Here is a 21,451-nt window from a genome sequence, read left to right as displayed (position 1 = left end):
CTTGTTCTTGTCAGGTGCGAGGGCAGCAGAAGCACGCCAGACCTGCGCGGCTTCTTAAGTGATACTCCGTGCAAGCCCTGGGCGTGACATCGTCCAAATGGCTTATGTCGCCGGGCTGCTGAGCCAGGCTGGCGGCGAAAAGTGTGTGAATTAATTTCGCCGCCAGGCCTGGGGCCTGCAGAGGGGTCAAGCGATGTAGAGAATGACCAGGTCATTGATGACGGATGGGCGGTCCTGGCCTACCACGTGGGTATTGAGCTCCAGGGTCAATTGTGTGCCACGGGGCAGCCGCTCGACTTTTTTCACCCGGGCCCGGGAGTGGATGCGTGAGCCTGCAGGTACGGGCGCCGGGAAGCGCAGACGGTCGGAGCCGTAGTTGATTTGGGTGCTGAAACCGCTGATCTCAAAACCCAGCGCCAGTTTCATTCGCGATTGTAAAACCTGCACCAGCGCACCATGGGCGATGGTGCCGCCGAACGGACTTTGCAGTCGCGCACGCTCAGGGTCGGTGTGGATCCAGTAATCGTCACCCGACAACTGGGCAAAGGCATCGATCAGTGCCTGGTCGACGACTACCATGTTGCTCCAGTCGCTGTAGTGCTCGCTGACCAACGCCTGCAAGGCCGGTTCGTCGTTCAGGTCGATCTGCCGGGCCAGTGGCTGTTCAGACGCCACAGGCTGCGGTTCGCGAGCCTGTTCTGGCAGCGATTCCAGTGGCGCGACGTCCTTGCCAACGCCGGTGAAGCGCAGCAGGCGATTACCTTTGCCATCCACTTCGGCAAAGACAGGCTGTAACGCCATGCCGATTTTTATTTCATTTTCATCAAGGCCGACCAGGTTGGTGTTGATGCGCACCCCTTGCGCCAATTCAACCACCGCCAGTTTTTGCGGCATTTCATCGATAAAGTCGGGCAAGGTGGCGATACGCGTCACGGTATAGCTGTACAGCGTTGCAGCGCCATCGACTTCATGCCAGGTCAGGTCATGCTCCAGACAGACCGGGCAATGCCGACGCGGGTAAAAGTTCCAGTGTGTGCACGCGTTGCATTGCTGGATCAGCAGGCGACGCGCCTTGAGCCCTTCCCAAAATGGCATGGATATCTGCGTGGGGACCGGCATGGGTTTGTTATTGGACATGTGCTTATGCTCCCTGAAGTATCAATGCGCCCTGCTCGCTCATCACGCCGCCGGTACCGGACACGTAAACGTTGTCGCAGCGCCCCAGTTGGCGTTCTCCGGCCGTGCCGGCGATTTGCGTAACCGCCTCGATCACCTGGCTCATGCCGCCGGCCGAAGCCGACTGGCCAAAGCTCAGTTGCCCGCCGTGGGTGTTCATCGGGAAGTCACCCCGCCAGGTCAGGTCATGTTCGCGGACAAACGCCATGCCCTCGCCCTTGCCGCAAAAACCGGCATCTTCCAGAGTCAGCAAGGTGGTGATGGTGTAGCAGTCATAGATTTGCGCGGCGTCGATGTCCGCAGGTTTGAGCCCGGCCATGCCAAAGGCGCGCCGAGAAGCCGGACCAATCGGCGTGTTGAGCATGTCTTCGGCATACGACGGCGACTTGAACGCCAGGTGCTCACCAAACCCGGTAATAAAGGCCGGGCGCTTGCGCGAGCGTGCTGCGACCTCCTTATTGGTGATGATCATGGCTGCGCCTCCGGCCACCGGCATCACAATCTCCAGGACGTGCAGCGGGTCAGCGACCATCTTGCTCGCCAGCACTTGTTCAATGGTCAAGGGTTGGCCATAAAACATTGCCTGCGGGTTGGCCAGGGCGTTGGTGCGCTGGTCGACGGCAATCTTGGCCATCGCGCGCTGGTCGTAGTCGTACTGCGCGGCATAACGCTGGGCGATCATCGCGTAACCGGTGTTCTGGCCCATGTGCCCGTAAGGCAGGTCGAACTCGGCTTCAGGTGCGCCAAATGCCGTGCTGTGCCCACCAAAGCGCATGGAGCGCGCCATCCAGGACGGGTCCTCATCAGGGCCAAATGGCGCCATGCGTGCAGGGATGACGCACAGCACCGCCTGGCAGAGGCCCAACTCGATTGCGGCGGCAGCGCGCCAGACCATACCCACCGACGTGCAACCGCCCAGGTCTACCACTTCAGCGAAGTTCAAGCGCAGGCCCAGGTATTCAGCGGCCATTGCCGGAACAAATACTGAGGCTTCGTGAAAGTGCGGGCCGTTGATCACCAGCCCGTCGAGGTCCGAGGCCTTGAGCCCGGCATCGCGTAACGCCTGGGCTGCGAGATCGGCAACCTGCTCAAGGTGAAACATCTTGGGCGCCGTCGCGTATTTTTCCGGTTTGTATTGTGCAGTGCCAACAATGGCTGCATGCCCTTTGAGCCCCATGACGCCTCCCTGCCGAAGCACAGGCTTCGGCCGTTTTAAAGTGATGGTGATTGCCCGGCGCCGTGGTTAAAGGCCCGGGCATTAGGTAGTGATCAGAAGGTGTATTTCATTGAGAACGTGGCGTAGTCGCGGTCGGCAAACGGGCGCTTGATCGGGTCCGGCTCGCCCAGGTAAGCGATGTATTTCAAACCGACTTCCAGGTTGCCCAGGTACTTGAACGTAGAGCCCGCACTCAAGCGCCGGTCGCCAGCGACACCGGAGATGCTCCCGGCCATGGGCGTAGAGCCACTGAACACGTTGGAAAAGCTCAAGGGAACGTCCAGGTCCCAGCCCTGGAAAACCCCCGGATAACTGAACGACGCGCCCACGGTGTAGGCACTGGAGGCTTTGGTACGCCAGCCAGCGCTGGTGTTGTAGGTGTAGTCATTGGACGGGCCGACCAGCGCACCCACTGAGGGCAAAAGATTCACCCCCAGCAGGTTCGGCGCTGCCGAGGCGGATTCGACGCTATCAACCTGCACACGAATGACCTCGGCGGTCAGCGTGGTCTGGCTGGCCCAGGGGCGATCGCCAAGAATGCGCATGGCCGACAACTGCATTTGCTGGCCTTTGCCTTTGGCCGGTACTGCGCCCAGGGCGGTATTGACCATGACTGGCGCACCATCACGGTACGACCATTCAGCCCCGACCTGGGTTTCGCCGATCTTGGTCGAGGCGCTGATACCGGTCAGCTTGATGTCTTCGAAATACTTGACCCGGTAGCCGTTGATTGTGAACGCGTTGAGGCCTCCACCCACAGGCAGGGCGTCATAGCCGAGCAAAGCAGTGGCCGGGTTCTTGTCGTGGTAGTTGACGTGAAACAGCGACAGTTCGACTGCCTGCACTGGCCGGTAACGCACTTGCACACCCCATTGGCCGCCATCACGCGGCTCGTCGGTGCCCCGGTAAGCGACTTTTTGGCCGTTGGCGTAAATGAACTCGCGGCCTGGCCCGATCACATCGCTGCTCGACAGGTAGCTCCCCACAGGCGGCAGTTCGGTGCCCTTCCACTCGTACTGCACATAGGCGCCAAAGGTCACTTGCGGGTTGAGGCGAAATGAACCGGAGACCTGGCCCACCGGCAGCAGTACTTCCTTGACTTCAACCCCCGGCTGGGCGGCCTTAACTGCGTCGGAGGGGTTTTGCACGCCGTTGACGCCGGGGTAGTACAAACTTTCGCCCCAGGACTCGATGTGTCGCCCGGCCTTGACGTCGAGCATGGTGTCATTGTCAAAACGCCACCCGCCAAACACATAGGCATCCAGCAGGCGTGTGCGACCGCCGCTGTAATAACGGGTGTCACTGGTGAACTCATCGTTGCTGCCGTACTTGTTTACAGTATCGGGTGAGTTGTTATCGTTGCCACGGTGGTAAACGTCGTCATAAAACGTGCTGCCGCGCACCACCGCACCGTAGTTGTCCTTGCGCAGTATCAGTTCGCCCAGCGCGCCCACGCGGTTTGTGGTCAGGCTGCCCCGATCAAAGTTACGGTTGGCATCGTCGGCGTTGATGGTCATCAGGCGGCTGCTTTGCTTGCCGGTCCTCACCCCGATGCCATAGCTGGTGGTCACCGACCAGTCCATGGTCATGCCGTTATCGAACTCGATCGTGTCACCGGCCCAGGCGGGCGTTGACGCCAGGGCCAGCGCCGCTGTCAAACCGCTGACCTGCAACGCGCCTGAAGCCATGACCGTAGAGTTATTTTTATTTTTCTTGATCACACTGACTCTCCTGAAGGGCAACCGGTTGGTCGCCTGGAATGTTCAACACTGCTGGCGTGCCGTTCGCTCAAAACACCTTGAGTGAAGTTGCCGGGCACGCGCTCTTTACCGCGCACCGGTAGCGATAGCGCCCCCGGTCCTCATCCCGTTCCAGCGATCCATTGGCCACCAGGTAATTGGCATGGGCCAAGGTCTCGCCAAGCGCCATCAGTTCGTCGAAACGCCCCGACAGCCTGGGAAACAACGCAGACATCAATTCGAGCGCGGTGCGCGGCTCGTCACAGTTGGCCAGCATCAAAGCCAGTTGCCCTTGGTGATGGGCGTCGAGTTGATCCAGGCGGTGATGCAAATTGAAAAACGGCCGCTCGTGGGCAGGCAGTACCAGCACCGTGTCCGGCAGACTGCGCAGATGGGTGATCGAGTCGAGCCAGTCAAGCAGCGGGTTGGCCAGCGGTTCGGTGGCATGCACGCCGACCGTCGAGGTGATGCGCGGCAGCACCTGGTCACCGGAAATCAGCAAGCCGTCATCAGCGGCATACAGGCAGGCGTGCTCTGGCGAGTGGCCTTTGCCTGTTACGACCTGCCAGGTGCGACCGCCTATCTCCAGGCGGCTGCCTTCGCGCAGGCGCCGAAAATGGTTCAACGGCACGGGCAGAAAGTGCGCGTTGCTCATCACCGTAAACAACTCGGCGCTGTGCTCGTCGCTCACACCGGCCTTGCGGTAGAAATCGAGAAAGTCCCACCCTGGCGGTTGATCCGCCGGGAATCTGACGTGCAACGCCTGGAACTCGCTGGCCGTCATGTACACCGGGCACTGGAAACGCTCGCTGAGCCATGCGCCAACCCCGGCATGGTCGGAGTGAAAGTGAGTGCAAACCACTGCAAGCACCGGCAGGCCCGCGCACACCTCCTCCAGCACCCGGTCCCAGACCTCGCGGGTTTGTTCGGTGTTCATGCCGGTGTCGACCACGACCCAACCGTGGGTATGGCGCAGCAGATACAGGTTGATGTGATCGAGGCGAAACGGCAGAGGCATGCGCAGCCACAAGACCCCCGTCGCTACTTCGCGAACCTGCCCGGACTCGGGTGCCTGCGGCCAGGGATAACGCAGCCCGGCGCGCAGTTCATGACCGTTGTGATCCAGATCAGCCATGGTCGGCCACCGTGAATGCCGCAAGCCCTGCCCGTTCCAGGGCGTGCAGCGAATACGGCACATACGTGCCAGCCGATTCGTCGCGGATATACAGCGGGTCGTTGCAACGTGCCGGGCAATACCCCTGACGTTGCAGGTCAACCTTGCGCAGCTTGAAACTCGCAGTCAAATCGGCTGACCGGGTGACACGGACAAACACCGGGGCCGCATAACGGGGTAAACGGGCCTCGGTCAGGTGATACAGCGCTTGCGGGTCAAAGTCGCAACCTGGCTGCATCAGCACCGCCACCATCCCTGCCCGGCCCTCGTGGCCCGGCACCTGCACGCCGTAAACATTAATCAGCTCAAGGCCGGCAAGGTCGCCCAGGGCGTCGGACACTTCGGCGGTTGACACGTTCTCGCTTTTCCAGCGATAGGTGTCGCCAATGCGGTCGACGAAGTAGCAGTAGCCGTCAGCGTCCTGGCGCAACAAATCACCGGAACTCCAGTAAGCGTCCCCTTCGCGGAACACATTGCGGCGGATTTTGCTCTCGGTCGCCTCAGCCGAAGTATAGCCCTCGAAGCGCCCGCCACCGATCTCGGGGTGATCGACGATAAAGCCCATGGCTTCACCGGCTTCACCTACCTCACAGACCTGGTAAAAGCCGTTTTCGTCGCGCGGGTGGCAGTCGTTTTCAATGTCGTAACGCACCAGCCGCACATTGGTTTTGTTCCAGTCCGGCACACGGCCGCAGGACCCAAAATAGTTATCAACGTTGATGATCGCGGCGTTGGCTTCAGTGGCTCCCCAGCCTTCGAACACCTGGATCGGGCCAAATCGCTCCAGCCAGCGCTGCCAGGAATCGGGCGACAGCCCGGCGCCGAGCATGCAGCGCAAACTGTGCTGGCGTTCGCCTTCGCGCACAGGCTGGTTAAGCAGGTAACGGCAGATTTCCCCGATGTATTGAAAGATGCTGATGTGATGGTTCGCTACATCGCTCCAGAACTCACGCACGCTGAACTTGCGCCGGATCACAATGGCAGCACCGGCGCGCAGCGCGGTTGACGTCACCGAAGTGGCGGCAGCACCGTGGTACAGCGGCAAACAGCAATAAAACACGTCGTCACGGGTTGCCTGCAGGGTGACTTCCATCACGTCACCCGATGACAACCAGCGCATATGGCTGTAGCGCGCCGCCTTGGGCAAACCGGTGGTGCCCGAGGTGAAAATCAACAGGGTCGGCGTCTGCGCATCGATGTGCGCGCGAATATCGCGCGGGAACAGTGTGCGCGGGGCGTTCTCGATGCGCGCATCAAAATGCCCGTCTATTCCTTTGAGCAGCGGTCCGGACCAAGGGGTTTCAGGGTCGTGGATCAACCAGCAGGGCATGTCCGGCAAACCCTCGGTGGCCTGCACATTGGCCAGGCATTCTTCGCCAACCACCAGAGCCTTGGCCTCGGTGGTCTGCAGCGCATGCAGCAGCGGTTTGCCGCTGACCTGGGTGTTGACAAAGGCCACCACCACACCGAGTTTGACCAGGCCAAACCAGGTGCAGAAAAACGCCGGGCGATTCTCCATGATCAACGCGCACACGTCGCCAGCGCGCAGACCATTGGCGTAGAACGTATGGGCCATCTGATTGGCCCGTGCGTCGACTTCGCGATAACTCAGGCGCTGCTCGCGGTAGATCAGGAACGGTCGCTCGCCCTGCGCTTGCGCCTGCTCTTCAAGGCGGTCGGCCAGAGTGTAAAGGTCACAGGGCTTGATCAACCCGGCAGCGGCAGAACGCATATCCAGCAGCGCCTGAGTCTGCTCCCGTGGTACCGGGCGAGCGGGCAACACACCGGACAGGGTATTCAGGCTCATTGCGCCACCTCCTGCGCAACCGCATGCCAGGTGGGGTAATCCGAATAGCCCGCCTTGCCTGGTGTATACAGCGTCTTGCGATCAAAACGACTCAGCGCCCGGCCGTGCCGGAGGCGTTCAACAAGGTCCGGGTTGGCAATAAAGTGACGGCCAAACGACACGGCAGCCCCCTCGCCCGACGCGAGAGCGGCATTGGCCGAGGGGCCGTCGAAACTGTCATTGAGAATCAGTGCATGAGGGCTGTGCTGACGCGCCAGTTCAAAGGCATCCAGCCCTTGCAGCGGCGAACGCATGATATGCAGGTAAGCCAGCGGCAGCGGCGCGACCGCAGCACACAAGGCCGCAGCGGTGTGTGCAGGCTCCAGATCGTCAATGTCGTTGTACGGGTTGCCGGGGCACAGGCGAAAACCGACACGGCCCGCTCCAATGGCCCCGGCCATGGCCTCGATCACTTCCTTTGCAAATCGCACACGGCCCGCAGCGTCCCCGCCGTAGGCATCGTTGCGCAGGTTACTGCCGGAGGCCATGAACTGCATCGGCAGATAACCGCTGGTGCAGTGCAGCTCAACACCGTCAAAGCCAGCCTGACGCGCATTCAAGGCGGCCTGGCGGTAGTGCTCGATGACCTCTTGAATGCCCTGAGCGGTCAGCGCTTGAGGCATGTCGGTGTCTACCAACCCGTGGCTGTCGCTGAACACCTGAGTGTTTGCGCGCAGTGCCGAAGGCGCCACCGTAGGTGCGCCTGCCGGTTTATTGTGCTGGCTGGCCGCGCGGCCTACGTGCATCAGTTGCAGCACAATGCGTCCGCCTTCGGCATGCACGGCCTCGGTGACCCGCTGCCAACCGGCCATCTGTTCGGCACTGTAGATCGCGGGCGTCCGGCAATAGCCCAGGCCGCTGGCAGAAGGTGCAGTGCCTTCGGCGATGATCAACCCGGCACCGGCGCGCTGACGGTAATACTCGACCATCTCGCTGCCAGGGATCGCATCTGCCAGGGCTCGACTGCGTGTCATCGGCGCCATGACAATTCGGTTGGCCAGCTTCAGCTCGCCCAGGGTGACCGGCTCGAACAAGACGCTCATTTCAATTCCTCAGCTTCTTATTGTTTTCAGGCTGCCCGCAGGCTTGCCACCGCGTGGGCAAGCGCTGACCTGCCAGCGACTATGAGCTGAATGATTAATCGTCAACGCCAGACAAACATCGTCCGACAAGACTAGGTGGGAGATCTGTGCGGTCTGACCGACCAAACGGGACTGCACTCGACCAAAGATGGCAAGAACATGGTCTGAACAGACGATGAGAAAATCCCGTGACAGACTGAGCATCACGCACACCCTAATAAAACCGGGAGCACCCGCAGTGAACCATTCCCCCCCCGTGACCTGGCGAACGCACTACGCACTGTTTGTGCTCGCCACAATTTATGTCTTCAACTACATCGACCGCCAACTGATGGCGATTCTGATTGAGCCGGTGAAGCTCGAATTCGGCATTTCGGATACCCAGATCGGCCTGTTGTCAGGGGTGACCTTCGCGGTGTTTTACACCGTGTTCGGTTTCCCCTTGGGGCGCCTCTCCGACCGTGTCGGGCGCAAGCCGGTGATCGCCTTCAGCTGCATGGCCTGGAGCTTGATGACCATGCTTTGCGGCATGGCCGGCAACTTCCTGACGTTGGTGCTCGCACGCATTGGCGTGGCGGTGGGTGAAGCCGGCGGTACAGCGCCCTCAGTGGCCATGGTGTCGGATTTATACCCGCCCGAGCGTCGCTCCACGGCGCTGGCCTGCCTGATGCTGGGTTCAAGCCTGGGCGCCATTGTCGGTCTGGGCCTGGGCGGCTGGGTCGCCCAGCACCACGGCTGGCGGTACGCCTTTATCTTGATTGGCGCGCCCGGAATCTTGCTCGGCCTGGTGCTGCTGTTGACGGTGCGTACCCCCAAGCGAGTTGTGCCGTCAAGCAGTACGGCGCTGCAAACGGAAGGCTGGATGCAGACCCTCGTCGAGCTGTTTCGCATGCCGTCGTTCCTCTGGCTGGTCCTTACCGGCGGCGCAGCGGCCATTGCCGGTTATGCCGTCGGTACCTGGAGCCCGAGTTTTCTGATCCGCTCCCACGGCCTCAACATGCAACAGGCCGGGTTTCTGGTGGGCGTAGTCGGCGGTGGCGGCGCAACCATTGGCACACTGGTCTGCGGCGTGCTCACCGATCGCCTGGCGCGGCGTGATGCGGGCTGGCAAATAGGCGTACCGCTGCTGGGTACGCTGATCAGCATTCCCTTCGTCCTCGCCTACTTTCTGTGGCCGCAAGGCACAGCGTTTTACGTTGGTAGTACGGCAGTGCCACAGGCCTTTTTGTTCTACAGTGTCTTCGCGTTTTTTGGCGTGTGGTGGGCGACTCCCTGCCTGAGCGCCATCACCCATTTGTTCCCGGCAACCCGACTGGCGCAGGCGACTGCGATTTTTGTGATGGCCATGACCCTGCTTGGCGTCGGCGTCGGGCCCTTGTTTGTCGGCATGCTCAGTGACTTTTTTGTGCCGAGCCTGGGCAATGAATCCTTGCGTTATGCGCTGGCCTGCTCAGTGTCGATGCTGGTGTTGGCCAGCGTCTTCCTGGTCCTGGCATTGCCGCGCTACCGTCAACACATGCAACACTCTGCCCGCCTGGCCAAACCCCTGCGGGCTGTCACTGCCTGATCCGCTTCGCGCCCCACCAAGCCGCTGCAACCTCACAGGTTGCAGCGGCTTTTTCATGCCAGCACCTCAGGTGACGTTGCCCCCTTCCCTTGTGAGCTCTGACTTACCTGCACCATGAAGGCAGCGCGAACCCATTGGCCGGACCAAAAAAAGCCCCGGCGGTTGCCGGGGCTTTTGCTTCAGGACCTGGTTTTAGCGACCGGAAGCGCGTGCCGCATCGGCGGTGTACTGGTCAGGGGTGTATTTACCTTCATTGAGAATCGGACCTTTTTTCGATTCGTTGGTCATGCCGTAGCCGGTGTACTGACCGGAGTTAAGGTCCATGAAAAACTGCGAACCGGCCTGCCAGCCACTCATGTCAGGGTGGTAGTAGTAATTGACCATGGCGTGTTTCCACAGCTGCCCACGGGCATCGTAGTTGTCGGCCAGAACCGAGTTCCAGGTGTCTTCGTCAATAAACAGCACGCGCTTGCCATACACGTGACGAAAACCTTCTTTCAAGTCAGCTTGCAGGACCCAGACGCGCCGCAGTTCATAACGCATGACGTCAGGATTTGGGTGGTTGGGCGTGAGGATGTCGGCATATTTAAGGGTGCCGGCGTTGGCTTTGAAGGCGTTGGCCGGGGTGTAGATTTCACGTTTGCCGATGAGTTTCCACGTGTAGCGTTCCGGGGAACCGTTGTACAAGCGATCTTCGTCGACGGTCATGGTGCCGTTGGTGCCAATCATCGGCTGGTCGTAGCCGTAACCCGGCAATTGCCTCACGCGTCGGGTCGAGGGGCTGTAGGTCCAGGCCTGACGCGCGTCGGTGGCAAAGTTGTAGGGCTCGTGGGCAATGTTCAGGGTGCCGTTGTCACGCGCAGGTTTGAGGGTCATGTTGTTACTGAGCGACTGGATTTTGCCGTCTGTGCTGGGGTCGACCACTGGCGAGTTTGCAGGTGCCAGGTTACGCGCCAGAGCACGGCCCCAGCCGATGCTGCCGTTGGGCAGGACTGAGGCCAGATCGCTGGTTTTTTCTTCAGTCCAGGCCCGTGCTGGCAGTTGGTGGTTCCACAGCAGTTCCATGCCGTTCTTGGGAATCGGGAACGGCACCTGGCCCAACCCGGTGAAGCCTGCGCCGTCATTGACCAGCTTGGCGTGCAAGGCGTTGTCCATCGCGCGTCGGCACACGTAATCGGGGTAACGGAAATCCCGATGGCCGGGGTAAATGTTCATTTTGTAAGTGGTGGGGTACTTCTTCAGCAGCGCCTTTTGACCTTCGGTCAAATGCGCTTCGTACTGGCTCATGTTCTGCGCGGTGATGACCGCAATCGGTTTTTCGGCGGCATAAGGGTCAACCGGATGGTCGCCCGAGAATTTCACATGCTGCCAGCCCGGCACCTCTCCCAGGTACTTGCCGGTGTACGGCGGGATGGTGCCTTCGGCGTTACCGGCCTGTTCGGCGCCGACGCAGGTCAGTTCCTTGCCCAGTTTGGCGGCTTCCTGGGCTGAGACCTCGGCGCTGGCATACGTCGACAACCCGCACTGGGCTGTGACTGCGACCGCAAGCATGAGACCTGTTCTTGTTATTGTCATGTAGTGCCTCCTTCGCTGATAAGGCTTTTGGGTATGGCCCCATTGTTAGTGTTCTGCCGGCCGCAACATCGTCCGGAAAGACTAAACACGGGTTATGCATCGAGGTTTTCTTGCATGTGCGCCTTGAGCACCTTGCCGGTGGCATTGCGCGGCAACGGCTCAAGCAGGCGATACACCCGGGCTGGCACCTTGTAAGCCGCCAGGCGCTCGGCGATGAACGCGCACACCTGCGGCCCCTGGGGCAGAGACGAGGCCTGACCATGCACGGCCAGCCCCACCACTTCGCCCAGCAGCGGGTCGGCAATGGCAAACGCCGCCGCCTCAAGAACGCCGGGCATATCGAGGATGCAGGTTTCGATTTCCGCCGCTGAGATCTTCTCGCCGCCACGGTTGATCAATTCCTTGACCCGGCCGGTGATAGTCAAAAAACCTTCATCGTCGAGATAGCCGATATCCCCGGTGTCGAGCCAACCGTCGCGCAGGCAGTGGGAGGTCGCCTCGGGCAGGTTCCAGTAAGCGCTCATCAGCGTCGGTGAGCGCAGCCAGATCAGCCCGCGTGCGCCCGCCGATTGCGGTTGGTGCGGGTCGTCGCCAATACGAATGTCCACGATGGGCAAGGCCCAACCGGCCGATGCGGGCTTGTACACAAACGGATCACCGCCAATCGCCGCGCCGATACCGTTGCTTTCGGTCAGGCCATAACCGGCGCCGCCGATAACCTCGGGCTTGAGCCTGAGCATGTTGTCCAGCACCCCGGCGGACGAAGCCCCGCCGCCCAGGCCCAGCCCGAACAGGCTGGCAGTGTGTTCACTGGCAAAGCGCGGAGACGCCAACAACTGCTGCATCATCACCGGCGCTCCGTTGAACTGCGTACAGCGCTCGTCGCGAATCAAGTCCAGCGCGTGTTCCACATCCCATTTGTACATCAGCAGGAGCCTGCGTCCGCCGCGCAACGCCGAGAGAAACTGCGCATGCAGGCCGCTGACGTGAAACATCGGCACCGCAGCGAGAATCGTCGGCAAGTAACCGCTGTTGATCACCACACCGATGCGTTCAGGCGAACTCATGGCGCAGAACGCGCCCTGGAAATCCAGGGCAAAAAGTGCCTGGCATATGGCCCGATGGCTGGACTCCACACCCTTGGCCCGGCTGGTGGTGCCGGAGGTGTAAAGAATCAGGGCCGCTTGCTCAGGCTCGATGGATCGGGCCGGAAATGGCGCAGCCGGGGCGCTGATCAAGTCTTCGAAGCGCAGACAGTATTCCGGCAATACGCCCTCACGGGCGCCGACGACGATGGTCGCCCGTTGTTCACGGCGCAGGTCTCCAGCCAAGGTCTTGAAGCGCGCTTCGTCACACAGCAGCACACGTGAACCGCTATCCTGTAACCCATGTTGCAACTCGTCGCGCAGGCCCCAACTGTTGAGCGGCACACACACACCGCCGCACTGCTGGATTGCGGCAAAGGCCACCAGCCAGGCGGGCTGGTTGCGCATGGCGATTGCCACGCGTTCACCGGGTTGCAGGTCAAACTGCGCCACCATTTGTTCTGCCAGGCGATCAACCTGGGCAAAGAATTGGTTGAACGTCAGGCGTTGTGTTTGCCAGATCAGGAATTCACGGTCGCCATGGACCCGCCCGGCGTCGATCACCTGCAACAGAGTGCGCGGTGCATGGCGAAAATAGCGTGGCGCGCCGTCATCCGGGGTCACTACTTCAAACGGCGCACCGGGGGCGATCAATTGCCGCCACGCGGTTTGCCAGCGTTCTATGCTCATCGATGTATTCTCCAAAACGTATGTCCCACTGCGGTGGCCCCGTTCGCGGCTAGGTGTTGCTTGCGTAGCGTTGGCAATGGAAGTCACGATCACCGAGACAGCTTTGGGCGACGCGGACGCGCTTGAGGTACAGGCCGACGTCCAGCTCATCGGTGACGCCAATGCCGCCGTGCATCTGCACGGCTTCGTTGGCAACCTTGATGGCGGTGTCACCGGCCTTCCATTTCGCCAGGCTCACCAACCGGGCGCGGGTGCGCGCATCCAGGCTGTCGTCATCCAGGCTCGCCAGCGCGGCCATCAAGGCGCTGCGGCTCAGTGCCAGGTCGATGTACATCTGGGCGGCGCGGTGTTGCAGGACTTGAAAAGTGCCAATCCGGGTGTCGAATTGCACACGGGTCTTAAGGTATTCCAGGGTGGTGTCGAACAATTGCCCGGCCATTCCCAGCAATTCTGCGGCCAGGCACACGCGACCACGATCGAGTGCGCTGTCAAGGGCGTGCCAGCCCTCGCCCACCTTCCCCAACAGCGCCCCATGGCTGACCTGTACCTGGTCCATTTGCAGGCGTGCGCTATTGCGTGAATCGATCATCGGCAAGGCACTGACGGTCAGCCCCGGCGCATCGGCCGGCACCAGAAACAGGCTGATGCCCGAGCAATCGCCCGGCTGCCCGGCGGTACGCGCAGCCACCACATAGGCGTCTGCCTCCAAGCCATCCACCACCCAGAACTTCTCGCCGTGCAAGCAATAACCCTGCTCGTTTGGCAACGCTTGCAGGGCGATACGCTGCGGTTCGTGGCGCGAGTGTTCCTCCAGCGCCAGGGCCAGGCGCTGTTCGCCGCCAATCAGCGCGTGTAACCAGCGTGTTTGTTGCGCCGTGTTACCGGCCAGATGCACCAGCGAACCGGCCAGTACCACGCTGGACAACAGCGGCATGGCTGACAGGTTGCGGCCCATGGCTTCGAAGAGTGGGCCCAGCCCCTTGCAACCAAACTCAAGGCCGCCAAACGCTTCGGGGAATGGCACCGCGCTCCAGCCCAATGCCACCGCGTCGCTCCACAGCTGAGCTGAAAAGCCCTGGGGCGCCGCTTCATCGCGCAGACGCCGCTGGGCGCTGACGGGGCTGCAGTCAGCCAGAAAATCCCGGGCACTGTCGGCCAGCAACCGCTGTTCATCGCTGTAACGCAGGCTCATTGCGTGGCTCCTTGTCTGGCGTCGGGTTTTTTAGCGTCGGGCAAGCCCAGCACGCGTTTGGCAATGACATTCAACTGGATCTCCGAAGCGCCGCCGGAGATGGTCAAGGCGTAGCTGTTCAACCACGAACGGGTGACCGCCAGTTGCTGTTCGCTATAACAGCTGTTTTCCCATCCAAGGGCATGCCCGCCCATGGCGTCGAGCAGCACTTCAAACTTGTCGCGCTCCTGCTCGGTGTGGACGAGCTTCATAATCGACATCAGGCCACTAATGTCTTCGCCCGCCCGCGCCTCCTCGCCCATACGCTGCACGGTCAGGTTGTAGGCGTGCTCGTTCATCGCACAGGCGCTGGCCCGTGCGTGCAAGGCATGCTCGCTCTGGCTGTGCGGCGCCGGTACGTACTCGCGCAGCAAGGCCAGCAGGTCGACGTGGGATGGCAGGCTGAATTCGCCGAATTTCGACATCGCCTTGCGCTCGTGCTGCAACAGGTATTTGGCCAGGCTCCAGCCACCGTTCAACGGCCCGATCAACTGACTCTTGGGCACTTTCACGGCATCGAAGAACACTTGGCAGAACGCCGATTTGCCGCTGATCAAATCGATCGGTTGCGGCTTGACGCCAGGGCTGCGCATGTCCAGCACAATCAGGCTGATGCCTTCATGCTTGGGCGCACTGAAATCAGTGCGCACCAAGGCATACATCCAGTCGGATTTGTCACCGTAGGAGGTCCAGATTTTGCTGCCGTCGACGACAAAATGATCACCGGCATCACGCGCGGCCATTTTCAGGTTGGCCAGGTCAGAACCGGCGTTCGGCTCGGAAAAGCCCTGACACCAGCGCACTTCTCCACGGGCAATGGGCGGCAGCAGGTCACGTTTCTGTTGCTCACTGCCGTAGGCCAACAACACCGGGCCGAGCATCCAGATGCCCAGGTTGATCTGCGGCGGCCGGCATTTGAGTCGGCGCATCTCGCTTTCGAGCACGGCCACTTGCTCATCACTTAACCCGGCACCGCCATATTCCTCGGGCCACTCGGGGCAGAACCAGCGCTTGTCGCGCATGCGTTCGAACCACAAGCGTGCGTCTTCACAGGGAAACTGCGGGTGCTGGCTGCCCCACACCACATCGCCTTCTGCCATGCCTGTACGCATCGACGGCGGGCAGTTGGCTTCCAGCCAGGCACGGGTCTGCGCCCGAAATTGCTCGATAGTGCTCATGAATGTCCCCTTCGACCCGCCCCGGTAAGGGGCGGGTACGGTTTTTTTGTTTTGAATGGACGAACGTCAGCGTTGGGTGCGCGGCATGCCGAGGCCAAACTGGGCGATCAGCTCGCGCTGGATCTCATTGGTGCCGCCCCCAAAGGTCAGGGTCACCGAACCCCGCAGCTCGAATTCCAGCTCACCGTGGAGCATCGTCGCCGCCGAGCCGCTGCGCATCGAGCCATTCGCGCCAACGATGGCCGCCAGCTTGCGCAAGATGTCGATGGCGGACTCCGAGCCAAATACCTTGGTGGTCGAACTCAGCGCCACGTCCATGCGGTCGCGCTCCAGGTCTGCGGCGATGCGCATATTGATCAGGCGCATGGCTTCCAGGCGCGCATAACATTCGGCCAGTGAACTGCGCACCCAGGCTTTATCCATCGCCCGATGTCCCTGTTCATCACGCGCTCGCGCCCACAAGTAAACCCTGCGAAACAGCGCCACGACTTTGTCCGACCAGGTACCCAGGCCCAGACGCTCGTGGTTCAGTTGCGAGGTGATCAGCTTCCAGCCACCGTGCAACTCACCCACCAGCATGTCGTTGGGCACCCGGACGTTGTCGTAGTAGGTCGCGGTGGTGGGAATGCTGGTGGTGGGAATCAGCGTGTGCGAGAACCCCGGCGTCGTGGTGTCGACAATCAACAGCGAAATGCCTTTGTGCCGGGCCTGCGTCGGGTCGGTACGCGCCGCCAGCCAGACAAAATCAGCGGACTCGGCGCCCGAGGTCCAGAGTTTGTTGCCATTGACCACAAACCCTTCGGCGTCCTGGCGGGCGCTAGTTTTGAGCACGGCCAGGTCGCTGCCAGCCTCGGGTTCGGAATAGCCGATGGCGAACATGATCTCGCCAGCGGCGATACCCGGCAGAAAACGTTCTTTTTGCCATTCGCTGCCGTGCGTCATCAAGGCCGGGCCCACGGTGCTGATCGTCACAAAAGGCAACGGTGCCCCAGCGATATTCGCCTCTTCGAAGAAGATCAACTGCTCGGTTGCGGCGTAACCCTGGCCACCGTGGGCCTTGGGCCAGCCGACCGCGAGCCAGCCGTCGCGGCCCATTTGGCGAATGGTCTGGCGGTACAACTCACCGCCTTCCTTGCCGCGCAGCTGGTCACGCATGTGCGGGGTCATCAGGGCCTGGAAATAGTCCCGCACCTTGTGGCGCAGGGCGTGTTGTTCGGGTGTGAGGTCAACAAACATGGGCTGCTCCTTAGGCTGCGCCGAGAATCAGGCCGCTGGTAGGCACGCCGGTACCGGCGGTGACCAGCACGTTCTGCACATCCGCCACCTGGTTGGCAGCCGTGCCGCGCACCTGGCGCACGGCTTCAGCAATACCGTTCATGCCGTGGATATAGGCCTCGCCCAATTGTCCGCCATGGGTGTTGATCGGCAGTTTGCCGCCACGGGCATGGTGCCCGGCGCGGATGAACTCCTTGGCTTCACCGCGTTTGGCAAAACCGAACTCTTCCAGTTGTGGCAAAACAAACGGTGTGAAGTGGTCGTAGATCACGGCGGTCTGAAATGACTCCGGGCCAAGGCCCGACTGGCGATACAGTTCGCGGGCAACCACGCCCATTTCCGGCAGCCCGGTAATGTCCTCGCGATAAAACGAGGTCATGCTCTGCTGGCCCTGGCTGATGCCCTGGGCGCCGGCCTTGATGCTCACCGGCTTCTGACGCAGGTCACGGGCACGCTCAGCCGAGGTGATGACCATTGCCACCGCGCCATCGGACTCCTGGCAGCAATCGAGCAAGTGCAGCGGCTCACAGATCCAGCGCGAAGCCTGGTGCTCTTCTAGAGTGATCGGCTTGCCATGGAAAAACGCCTGGGGGTTGCTCGCGGCAAAATCCCGCGCAGCCACAGCAATTCGCCCGAAGTCTTCACTGGTCGCGCCGTAGGTGTGCATGTAGCGCTGGGCAAACATCCCGACCCAGGCGGCCGGGGTGTGGAACCCGTGGGGCATGTACCAGCCGTAGTTGACGTTGTCGAAAGTCGGCGCCGCGGCGAAGCCATAGTTGCCCGTGCCGAAGCGATACCACGAGCGCTCGTTCATGGCCCGATACACCACCACAACCTTGGCCATGCCAGTGGCCACGGCCATCGCCGCGTGCATCACCGGCCCGCAGGCTGCGCCACCGCCGTGGGGCACCTGGGAGAAGAACTTGACGTCTTTGCAGCCCAGCAGCCGGGCAATTTCATATTCCGGTACTTTGTCTACCGAGTAGGAGCTAAACCCTTCAACCTCGCCAGGATCGATCCCGGCATCCTTGAGCGCGCTCAAGGTGGCTTCCAGGGCCAGGCGCAACTCGGTGCGTCCGGAGTTTTTGGAAAATTCGGTCGCGCCGAGGCCGACGATGGCAGCGCGCCCGGAAATCGATGAATCAATCATCTGCGTTTCTCCGGCTGTCAGGGCAAAACCAGCGAGACCGTGCCGGTCACGTGGTTACCCATGGAATTTTTGCCGCTCAAGGTGACTTCCACCGAACGGGTCTGGGCATCAACAGCGCTGACGCTGCCGCTGAAGGTCATGCAGTCGCCGGGGTAGTTCGGCGCGCCGAGCTTGATTTTCAGCGCGGTGAACTGCGCCAGTGGCCCGGCCCACTGCTCGATGAATCGCTGCACCAGGCCGTTGGTGGTGAGGATATTCATAAATACATGGGGCGAGCCCAGGGTCCGGGCCGCCTCCGCATCGTGGTGACCGGGGAAATAGTCACGGGTGGCAATTGCCCCGCCGTTGATCAGGGTCACCGTGATCGGCACGGCCAGCTCCGGCAGCGCTTCGCCGGGGCGCACGTCGTCAAAGCGCTTGGTGTTCTTCGAGGTCATATTTCCATCCCAGCTTGTCGTTATCGTTGAGCCAGTCACCCAGGCGTTCCAGGTTGGCCGCCGAGCCGCCAAAGGCCAGGCAGAGGCCGCGGCTCCAATAGAGAAAACGGTGGATCGGGTACGTCAGGTCGACACCGATGCCGCCATGCACGTGTTGCGCGACATGGCCGATACGGTGCCCGGCTTCACAGGCCAGCCAGGCCGTAGCCAGTGCTTCAGAAGGGGCCGGCAACCCGGCATCGATGCGGTACACCAGTTGCCACAGTGCCGTGCGCAAGGCTTCAACGGCGATGTGTGTGTCGGCCATGCTCATTTGCACCGCCTGAAAGCTGCCGATGCTGCGCTCGAACTGCCGACGCTCGCTGACATAGGCCACGGTACGGCGGATCTGCTCTTCGCTGACCCCCAGTTGCAGTGCCGCCAGGGCAGCCACGCTGCGCAGTTCCAACCAGGCCACGGCCTCGGCAGGCAACAGGGCACCGGCCTCGACCGTCAAGCCGTGGATATGCAAGTCGGCGACCGACTCACCGTGGGTCAGTACCGCCGGGACTTTCTGGATTTCAGCAGCCGACAGGTCGAGCAACAACAGGCGCGGCTGCTTTTCGACCTCGACCAGCACCAGGGCCGCGTCGGCCTGAGCCCCGAGGGACAAGGCGGCAACCCGGCCATTGATTGACCAGCCTGCGGAAGTGGCTTGCCCGTGCAACTCGATCCCCAGCGCGTGGTTCAAGCCATCTATCGACAGGCTCAGCAGCGCCTCACCGCTGGCCGCCTTGTCGACCCAAGCCCCGCACTGGCTGGCGGCGAACTGCGCAAGCGTCGCGGCGGCCAGTTGATGCCGCCATAAAGGCACCTGAGCCAGCGCCTTGCCCTGGGCCTGCAGCACCACCATCAACTCGGTCATGCCCAAGCCGCTGCCACCGTGCTCTTCAGGGATGGCCAGTGCGTGCAGCCCGGTTTCGATGCTCAGCGCCCATAACGGCGCCATTATCGGTTCCCCGCTGTTGTCCCACTGGCGCATATAGTCGTCATGGCAATGGTCGACAAACAGGCTGTCGGCCATTTGCGCAATCGCGCGCTGCTCTTCGCTCAATTCGAAATCCATGCTGGCTCCTATGCCTCTACCGGCCGGAACAACGGCAGGGTCAGTTGCTCATCAAACGTCTGGAACTCAACCTGCAAGTGCTGGCCGATTTTCAGTTGTTCGCGTTCAATCCCGACCAGGCCGGCGATCAGGCGCACGCCCTCCGCCAGCTCGATCAGACCGATGGGGTTGGGGTAATCGAACGGCGGCACTTCGGGGTAGTGCATCACCACAAACGAATACAGGGTGGCGCGACCGCTGGCCTGCACGCTGTCCCAGTCGAAGCTGTGGCACTCGATGCACACCGGCGCAGGGGGATGGCGCAAGGTCTGGCAGGCAGTGCAGCGCTGGATCAGCAACTGGCCTTTTTCGCAGCCTTCCCAAAAGAACCGCGTATCGTCGCTGATGCCGGGTAGCGGGCGCTTGATTGCGGGCGGTGCAACCTCGGCCTTGGCCGGTGCCTGGACATTGGCCGGGCGGAACTTGAAGACCCGAAACAACAGCTCGCCCACGGCTTCATCGCCGCCGCTATGTTTTGCCCCCGGCCCTTCAACGAAATGGCTCATGACCAGAGTGACAAAAAAATCGACACCCAATGCGGTGGTTTTTTCGTCGCTGATCGAATCCAGCCGGGTGGTGTAGTAAAGCTTTTCACCCAGGCGAACCGGCCGTCGAAAGCTCAATTCGGAGTTAACCGCCACGGTCGAGGCATACCCGTAGGCTTCCATTTCCTTGAGCACTTCGTAAGGGTTTTCATCCGTGGAGCCCGGCGGGTAGTTGTTAGCGTGCAGGCCTTCCATGGTCCACACCTGCAACATCGCAGGCGGTGCAATCAACCCTTCATGTTGAGTGCCCAGAGCAAAACCCGCGTCGGTATAGAGCGGGTTGTCAACGCCCATGACTTCGCACCACTGGCGAATCATCGGCGCATTCACCTCATCCCAGGCATACACGCGGCCGTACTGGCGCCCCACCAGGGCACGCACATTGGATAGCAATTGTGGATCAGCCAAAGTCGTCTCCTTCACAGTGAAGGCGGCGACCAGACGCGGCCACCGCCATGGATCGATCAGATCGGCAGTGCCTGCGCGGCCCCTAAAAATGCCGGGCGCTCACCGCCACCGTGCAACAGCAGGTTGCAACCACTGGCGTAACTGGCCAGCGGGGACGCGAGGTACAGGCAGGCGTTGGCGATGTCGTCGGGCACGCCCATACGGGCTGCCGGGATACCGGCCGCGACCGCCGCAATACCCGCATCGGAGCCGTAATGCAGGTGCGCTTGTTCGGTCAGCACCAGCCCGGGGCTGACCGTCACGACGCGCACTTTAGGCCCCCACTCCACCGCCAGCGATTGCACCAGGGCCAAGACTCCGGCCTTGGCAGCGCCATAGGCAGCGGTACCTGGAGAGGCACGCAAGGCGCTGATGCTGCCAATAAAGACAATGCAACCGCCCTGTGTTTGCGCCTGCATCAAGCGATTGGCGTGCTGGGCGACATTGAGGGGGGCGATCAGGTTGAGGCCAATGATGCTGTCGTGAAAGCGCGGTGATGCCGTCGCGGCCTCGGCGGCAGGGCTGCCTCCGGCATTGTTGATGACCACGTCGAGGCGGCCGAAGTCGCGCTCGATGGCAGAAAACAGGCGTTGCAGGGAATCAGGGTCACGCACATCGGCGGCGATGAAAGTGGCCTGCCGCGCGCCGAATGCCGGCATCTGTTCTGGCTCACGCCGGGCGCACACAATCACCCGCGCGTTGGCTGCCAAAAATCCCGAGACAATACCCGCGCCGATGCCTTTGGTACCCCCGGTGACCAGTACCACCTTGCCGCTGTAATCAAGACCCGAATGCAGCTCCATCATGTGCTCCTTCTCTGCTGACAAGGTTCACTCTAGGGCCGAACATCTGGCCAAACTACGTCTGAACGGACGATGAAAATCTGGCCTCGTG

The 21,451-nt window shown here is 61.5% G+C and carries 17 protein-coding genes; 1 reads left to right on the top strand and 16 read right to left on the bottom strand.

The genetic code is table 11. The annotated features are described in order from the left end of the window. Positions 1-186: 186 nt before the first annotated feature. From GHO32_RS17145 to GHO32_RS17120, 6 genes are all read right to left on the bottom strand, one after another. Positions 187-1,137, bottom strand: coding sequence for an OB-fold domain-containing protein (locus tag GHO32_RS17145; RefSeq protein ID WP_153332480.1), 951 nt, complete (start codon positions 1,135-1,137; stop codon positions 187-189). A 4-nt stretch (positions 1,138-1,141) separates the two neighbouring features. Then, entirely contained in the window at positions 1,142-2,353 is a 1,212-nt protein-coding gene (locus GHO32_RS17140) for a thiolase family protein (RefSeq protein WP_123749202.1), read from the bottom strand. 92 nt (positions 2,354-2,445) lie between these two features. Continuing rightward, complete coding sequence (locus GHO32_RS17135; RefSeq protein WP_368668351.1) at positions 2,446-4,113, bottom strand: DUF1302 domain-containing protein; 1,668 nt, start codon at positions 4,111-4,113, stop codon at positions 2,446-2,448. 67 nt (positions 4,114-4,180) lie between these two features. Further along, positions 4,181-5,266, bottom strand: a complete 1,086-nt coding sequence (locus GHO32_RS17130; protein WP_153332482.1) for an MBL fold metallo-hydrolase — start codon at positions 5,264-5,266, stop codon at positions 4,181-4,183. Then, entirely contained in the window at positions 5,259-7,112 is a 1,854-nt protein-coding gene (locus GHO32_RS17125) for a long-chain-acyl-CoA synthetase (RefSeq protein ID WP_153332484.1), read from the bottom strand. The genes GHO32_RS17130 and GHO32_RS17125 overlap by 8 nt, the downstream gene beginning before the upstream one ends. Then, positions 7,109-8,194, bottom strand: coding sequence for an alkene reductase (locus GHO32_RS17120; protein ID WP_153332486.1), 1,086 nt, complete (start codon positions 8,192-8,194; stop codon positions 7,109-7,111). The genes GHO32_RS17125 and GHO32_RS17120 overlap by 4 nt, the downstream gene beginning before the upstream one ends. A 277-nt stretch (positions 8,195-8,471) precedes the next feature. Between GHO32_RS17120 and GHO32_RS17115 the strand changes: the two genes are divergently transcribed. Continuing rightward, entirely contained in the window at positions 8,472-9,800 is a 1,329-nt protein-coding gene (locus tag GHO32_RS17115) for a spinster family MFS transporter (protein ID WP_368668350.1), read from the top strand. Between the two features lie 192 nt (positions 9,801-9,992). On the opposite strand, the gene GHO32_RS17110 is transcribed toward GHO32_RS17115, so the two are convergent. The 10 genes from GHO32_RS17110 to GHO32_RS17065 all read right to left on the bottom strand — a co-directional run bounded on the left by GHO32_RS17110 (position 9,993) and on the right by GHO32_RS17065 (position 21,360). After that, complete coding sequence (locus tag GHO32_RS17110) at positions 9,993-11,351, bottom strand: DUF1329 domain-containing protein (RefSeq protein WP_256665452.1); 1,359 nt, start codon at positions 11,349-11,351, stop codon at positions 9,993-9,995. 116 nt (positions 11,352-11,467) lie between these two features. Then, complete coding sequence (locus tag GHO32_RS17105; RefSeq protein ID WP_153332492.1) at positions 11,468-13,150, bottom strand: class I adenylate-forming enzyme family protein; 1,683 nt, start codon at positions 13,148-13,150, stop codon at positions 11,468-11,470. Positions 13,151-13,199: 49 nt separating this feature from the next. Further along, a complete protein-coding gene (locus GHO32_RS17100; RefSeq protein WP_153332495.1) occupies positions 13,200-14,342 on the bottom strand; it encodes an acyl-CoA dehydrogenase family protein in 1,143 nt (380 codons plus the stop codon). Next, positions 14,339-15,559 (bottom strand): acyl-CoA dehydrogenase family protein, encoded by a 1,221-nt coding sequence (locus tag GHO32_RS17095; RefSeq protein ID WP_153332497.1) that lies wholly within the window; start codon positions 15,557-15,559, stop codon positions 14,339-14,341. The genes GHO32_RS17100 and GHO32_RS17095 overlap by 4 nt, the downstream gene beginning before the upstream one ends. Positions 15,560-15,625: 66 nt before the next feature. Next, positions 15,626-16,795: an acyl-CoA dehydrogenase family protein gene (locus GHO32_RS17090; RefSeq protein ID WP_153338001.1), complete on the bottom strand. Its 1,170-nt coding sequence runs from the start codon at positions 16,793-16,795 to the stop codon at positions 15,626-15,628. 10 nt (positions 16,796-16,805) lie between these two features. Then, complete coding sequence (locus GHO32_RS17085; protein WP_153332500.1) at positions 16,806-17,984, bottom strand: lipid-transfer protein; 1,179 nt, start codon at positions 17,982-17,984, stop codon at positions 16,806-16,808. A 17-nt stretch (positions 17,985-18,001) separates the two neighbouring features. Next, positions 18,002-18,421, bottom strand: a complete 420-nt coding sequence (locus GHO32_RS17080; protein WP_153332502.1) for a MaoC family dehydratase — start codon at positions 18,419-18,421, stop codon at positions 18,002-18,004. Next, positions 18,393-19,526 (bottom strand): acyl-CoA dehydrogenase family protein, encoded by a 1,134-nt coding sequence (locus GHO32_RS17075; protein ID WP_153332504.1) that lies wholly within the window; start codon positions 19,524-19,526, stop codon positions 18,393-18,395. Before GHO32_RS17075 ends, GHO32_RS17080 begins: the two co-directional genes overlap by 29 nt. An 8-nt stretch (positions 19,527-19,534) precedes the next feature. Next, a complete protein-coding gene (locus tag GHO32_RS17070; protein ID WP_153442929.1) occupies positions 19,535-20,518 on the bottom strand; it encodes an OB-fold domain-containing protein in 984 nt (327 codons plus the stop codon). Positions 20,519-20,574: 56 nt separating this feature from the next. After that, positions 20,575-21,360 carry an SDR family oxidoreductase gene (locus GHO32_RS17065; protein ID WP_153332508.1) on the bottom strand — a complete coding sequence of 262 codons (786 nt, stop codon included), beginning with the start codon at positions 21,358-21,360 and terminating at the stop codon, positions 20,575-20,577. Positions 21,361-21,451: the final 91 nt, after the last annotated feature.

This window comes from Pseudomonas sp. FSL R10-2189 (assembly GCF_009600325.1).
In the GTDB taxonomy this organism is placed as follows: Bacteria; Pseudomonadota; Gammaproteobacteria; order Pseudomonadales; family Pseudomonadaceae; genus Aquipseudomonas; species Aquipseudomonas helleri.
This window is presented reverse-complemented; position numbering and strand designations above follow the sequence as displayed.

What these genes read in the sequence shown, in the direction of transcription:
- GHO32_RS17080 (WP_153332502.1), bottom strand. Translation starts at nt 18,421, where the DNA reads ATGACCTCGAAGAACACCAAGCGCTTTGACGACGTGCGCCCCGGCGAA.
- GHO32_RS17145 (WP_153332480.1), bottom strand. Translation starts at nt 1,137, where the DNA reads ATGTCCAATAACAAACCCATGCCGGTCCCCACGCAGATATCCATGCCA.
- GHO32_RS17140 (WP_123749202.1), bottom strand. Translation starts at nt 2,353, where the DNA reads ATGGGGCTCAAAGGGCATGCAGCCATTGTTGGCACTGCACAATACAAA.
- GHO32_RS17100 (WP_153332495.1), bottom strand. Translation starts at nt 14,342, where the DNA reads ATGAGCCTGCGTTACAGCGATGAACAGCGGTTGCTGGCCGACAGTGCC.
- GHO32_RS17105 (WP_153332492.1), bottom strand. Translation starts at nt 13,150, where the DNA reads ATGAGCATAGAACGCTGGCAAACCGCGTGGCGGCAATTGATCGCCCCC.
- GHO32_RS17065 (WP_153332508.1), bottom strand. Translation starts at nt 21,360, where the DNA reads ATGGAGCTGCATTCGGGTCTTGATTACAGCGGCAAGGTGGTACTGGTC.
- GHO32_RS17085 (WP_153332500.1), bottom strand. Translation starts at nt 17,984, where the DNA reads ATGATTGATTCATCGATTTCCGGGCGCGCTGCCATCGTCGGCCTCGGC.
- GHO32_RS17110 (WP_256665452.1), bottom strand. Translation starts at nt 11,351, where the DNA reads ATGCTTGCGGTCGCAGTCACAGCCCAGTGCGGGTTGTCGACGTATGCC.
- GHO32_RS17120 (WP_153332486.1), bottom strand. Translation starts at nt 8,194, where the DNA reads ATGAGCGTCTTGTTCGAGCCGGTCACCCTGGGCGAGCTGAAGCTGGCC.
- GHO32_RS17095 (WP_153332497.1), bottom strand. Translation starts at nt 15,559, where the DNA reads ATGAGCACTATCGAGCAATTTCGGGCGCAGACCCGTGCCTGGCTGGAA.
- GHO32_RS17075 (WP_153332504.1), bottom strand. Translation starts at nt 19,526, where the DNA reads ATGGATTTCGAATTGAGCGAAGAGCAGCGCGCGATTGCGCAAATGGCC.
- GHO32_RS17125 (WP_153332484.1), bottom strand. Translation starts at nt 7,112, where the DNA reads ATGAGCCTGAATACCCTGTCCGGTGTGTTGCCCGCTCGCCCGGTACCA.
- GHO32_RS17130 (WP_153332482.1), bottom strand. Translation starts at nt 5,266, where the DNA reads ATGGCTGATCTGGATCACAACGGTCATGAACTGCGCGCCGGGCTGCGT.
- GHO32_RS17090 (WP_153338001.1), bottom strand. Translation starts at nt 16,795, where the DNA reads ATGTTTGTTGACCTCACACCCGAACAACACGCCCTGCGCCACAAGGTG.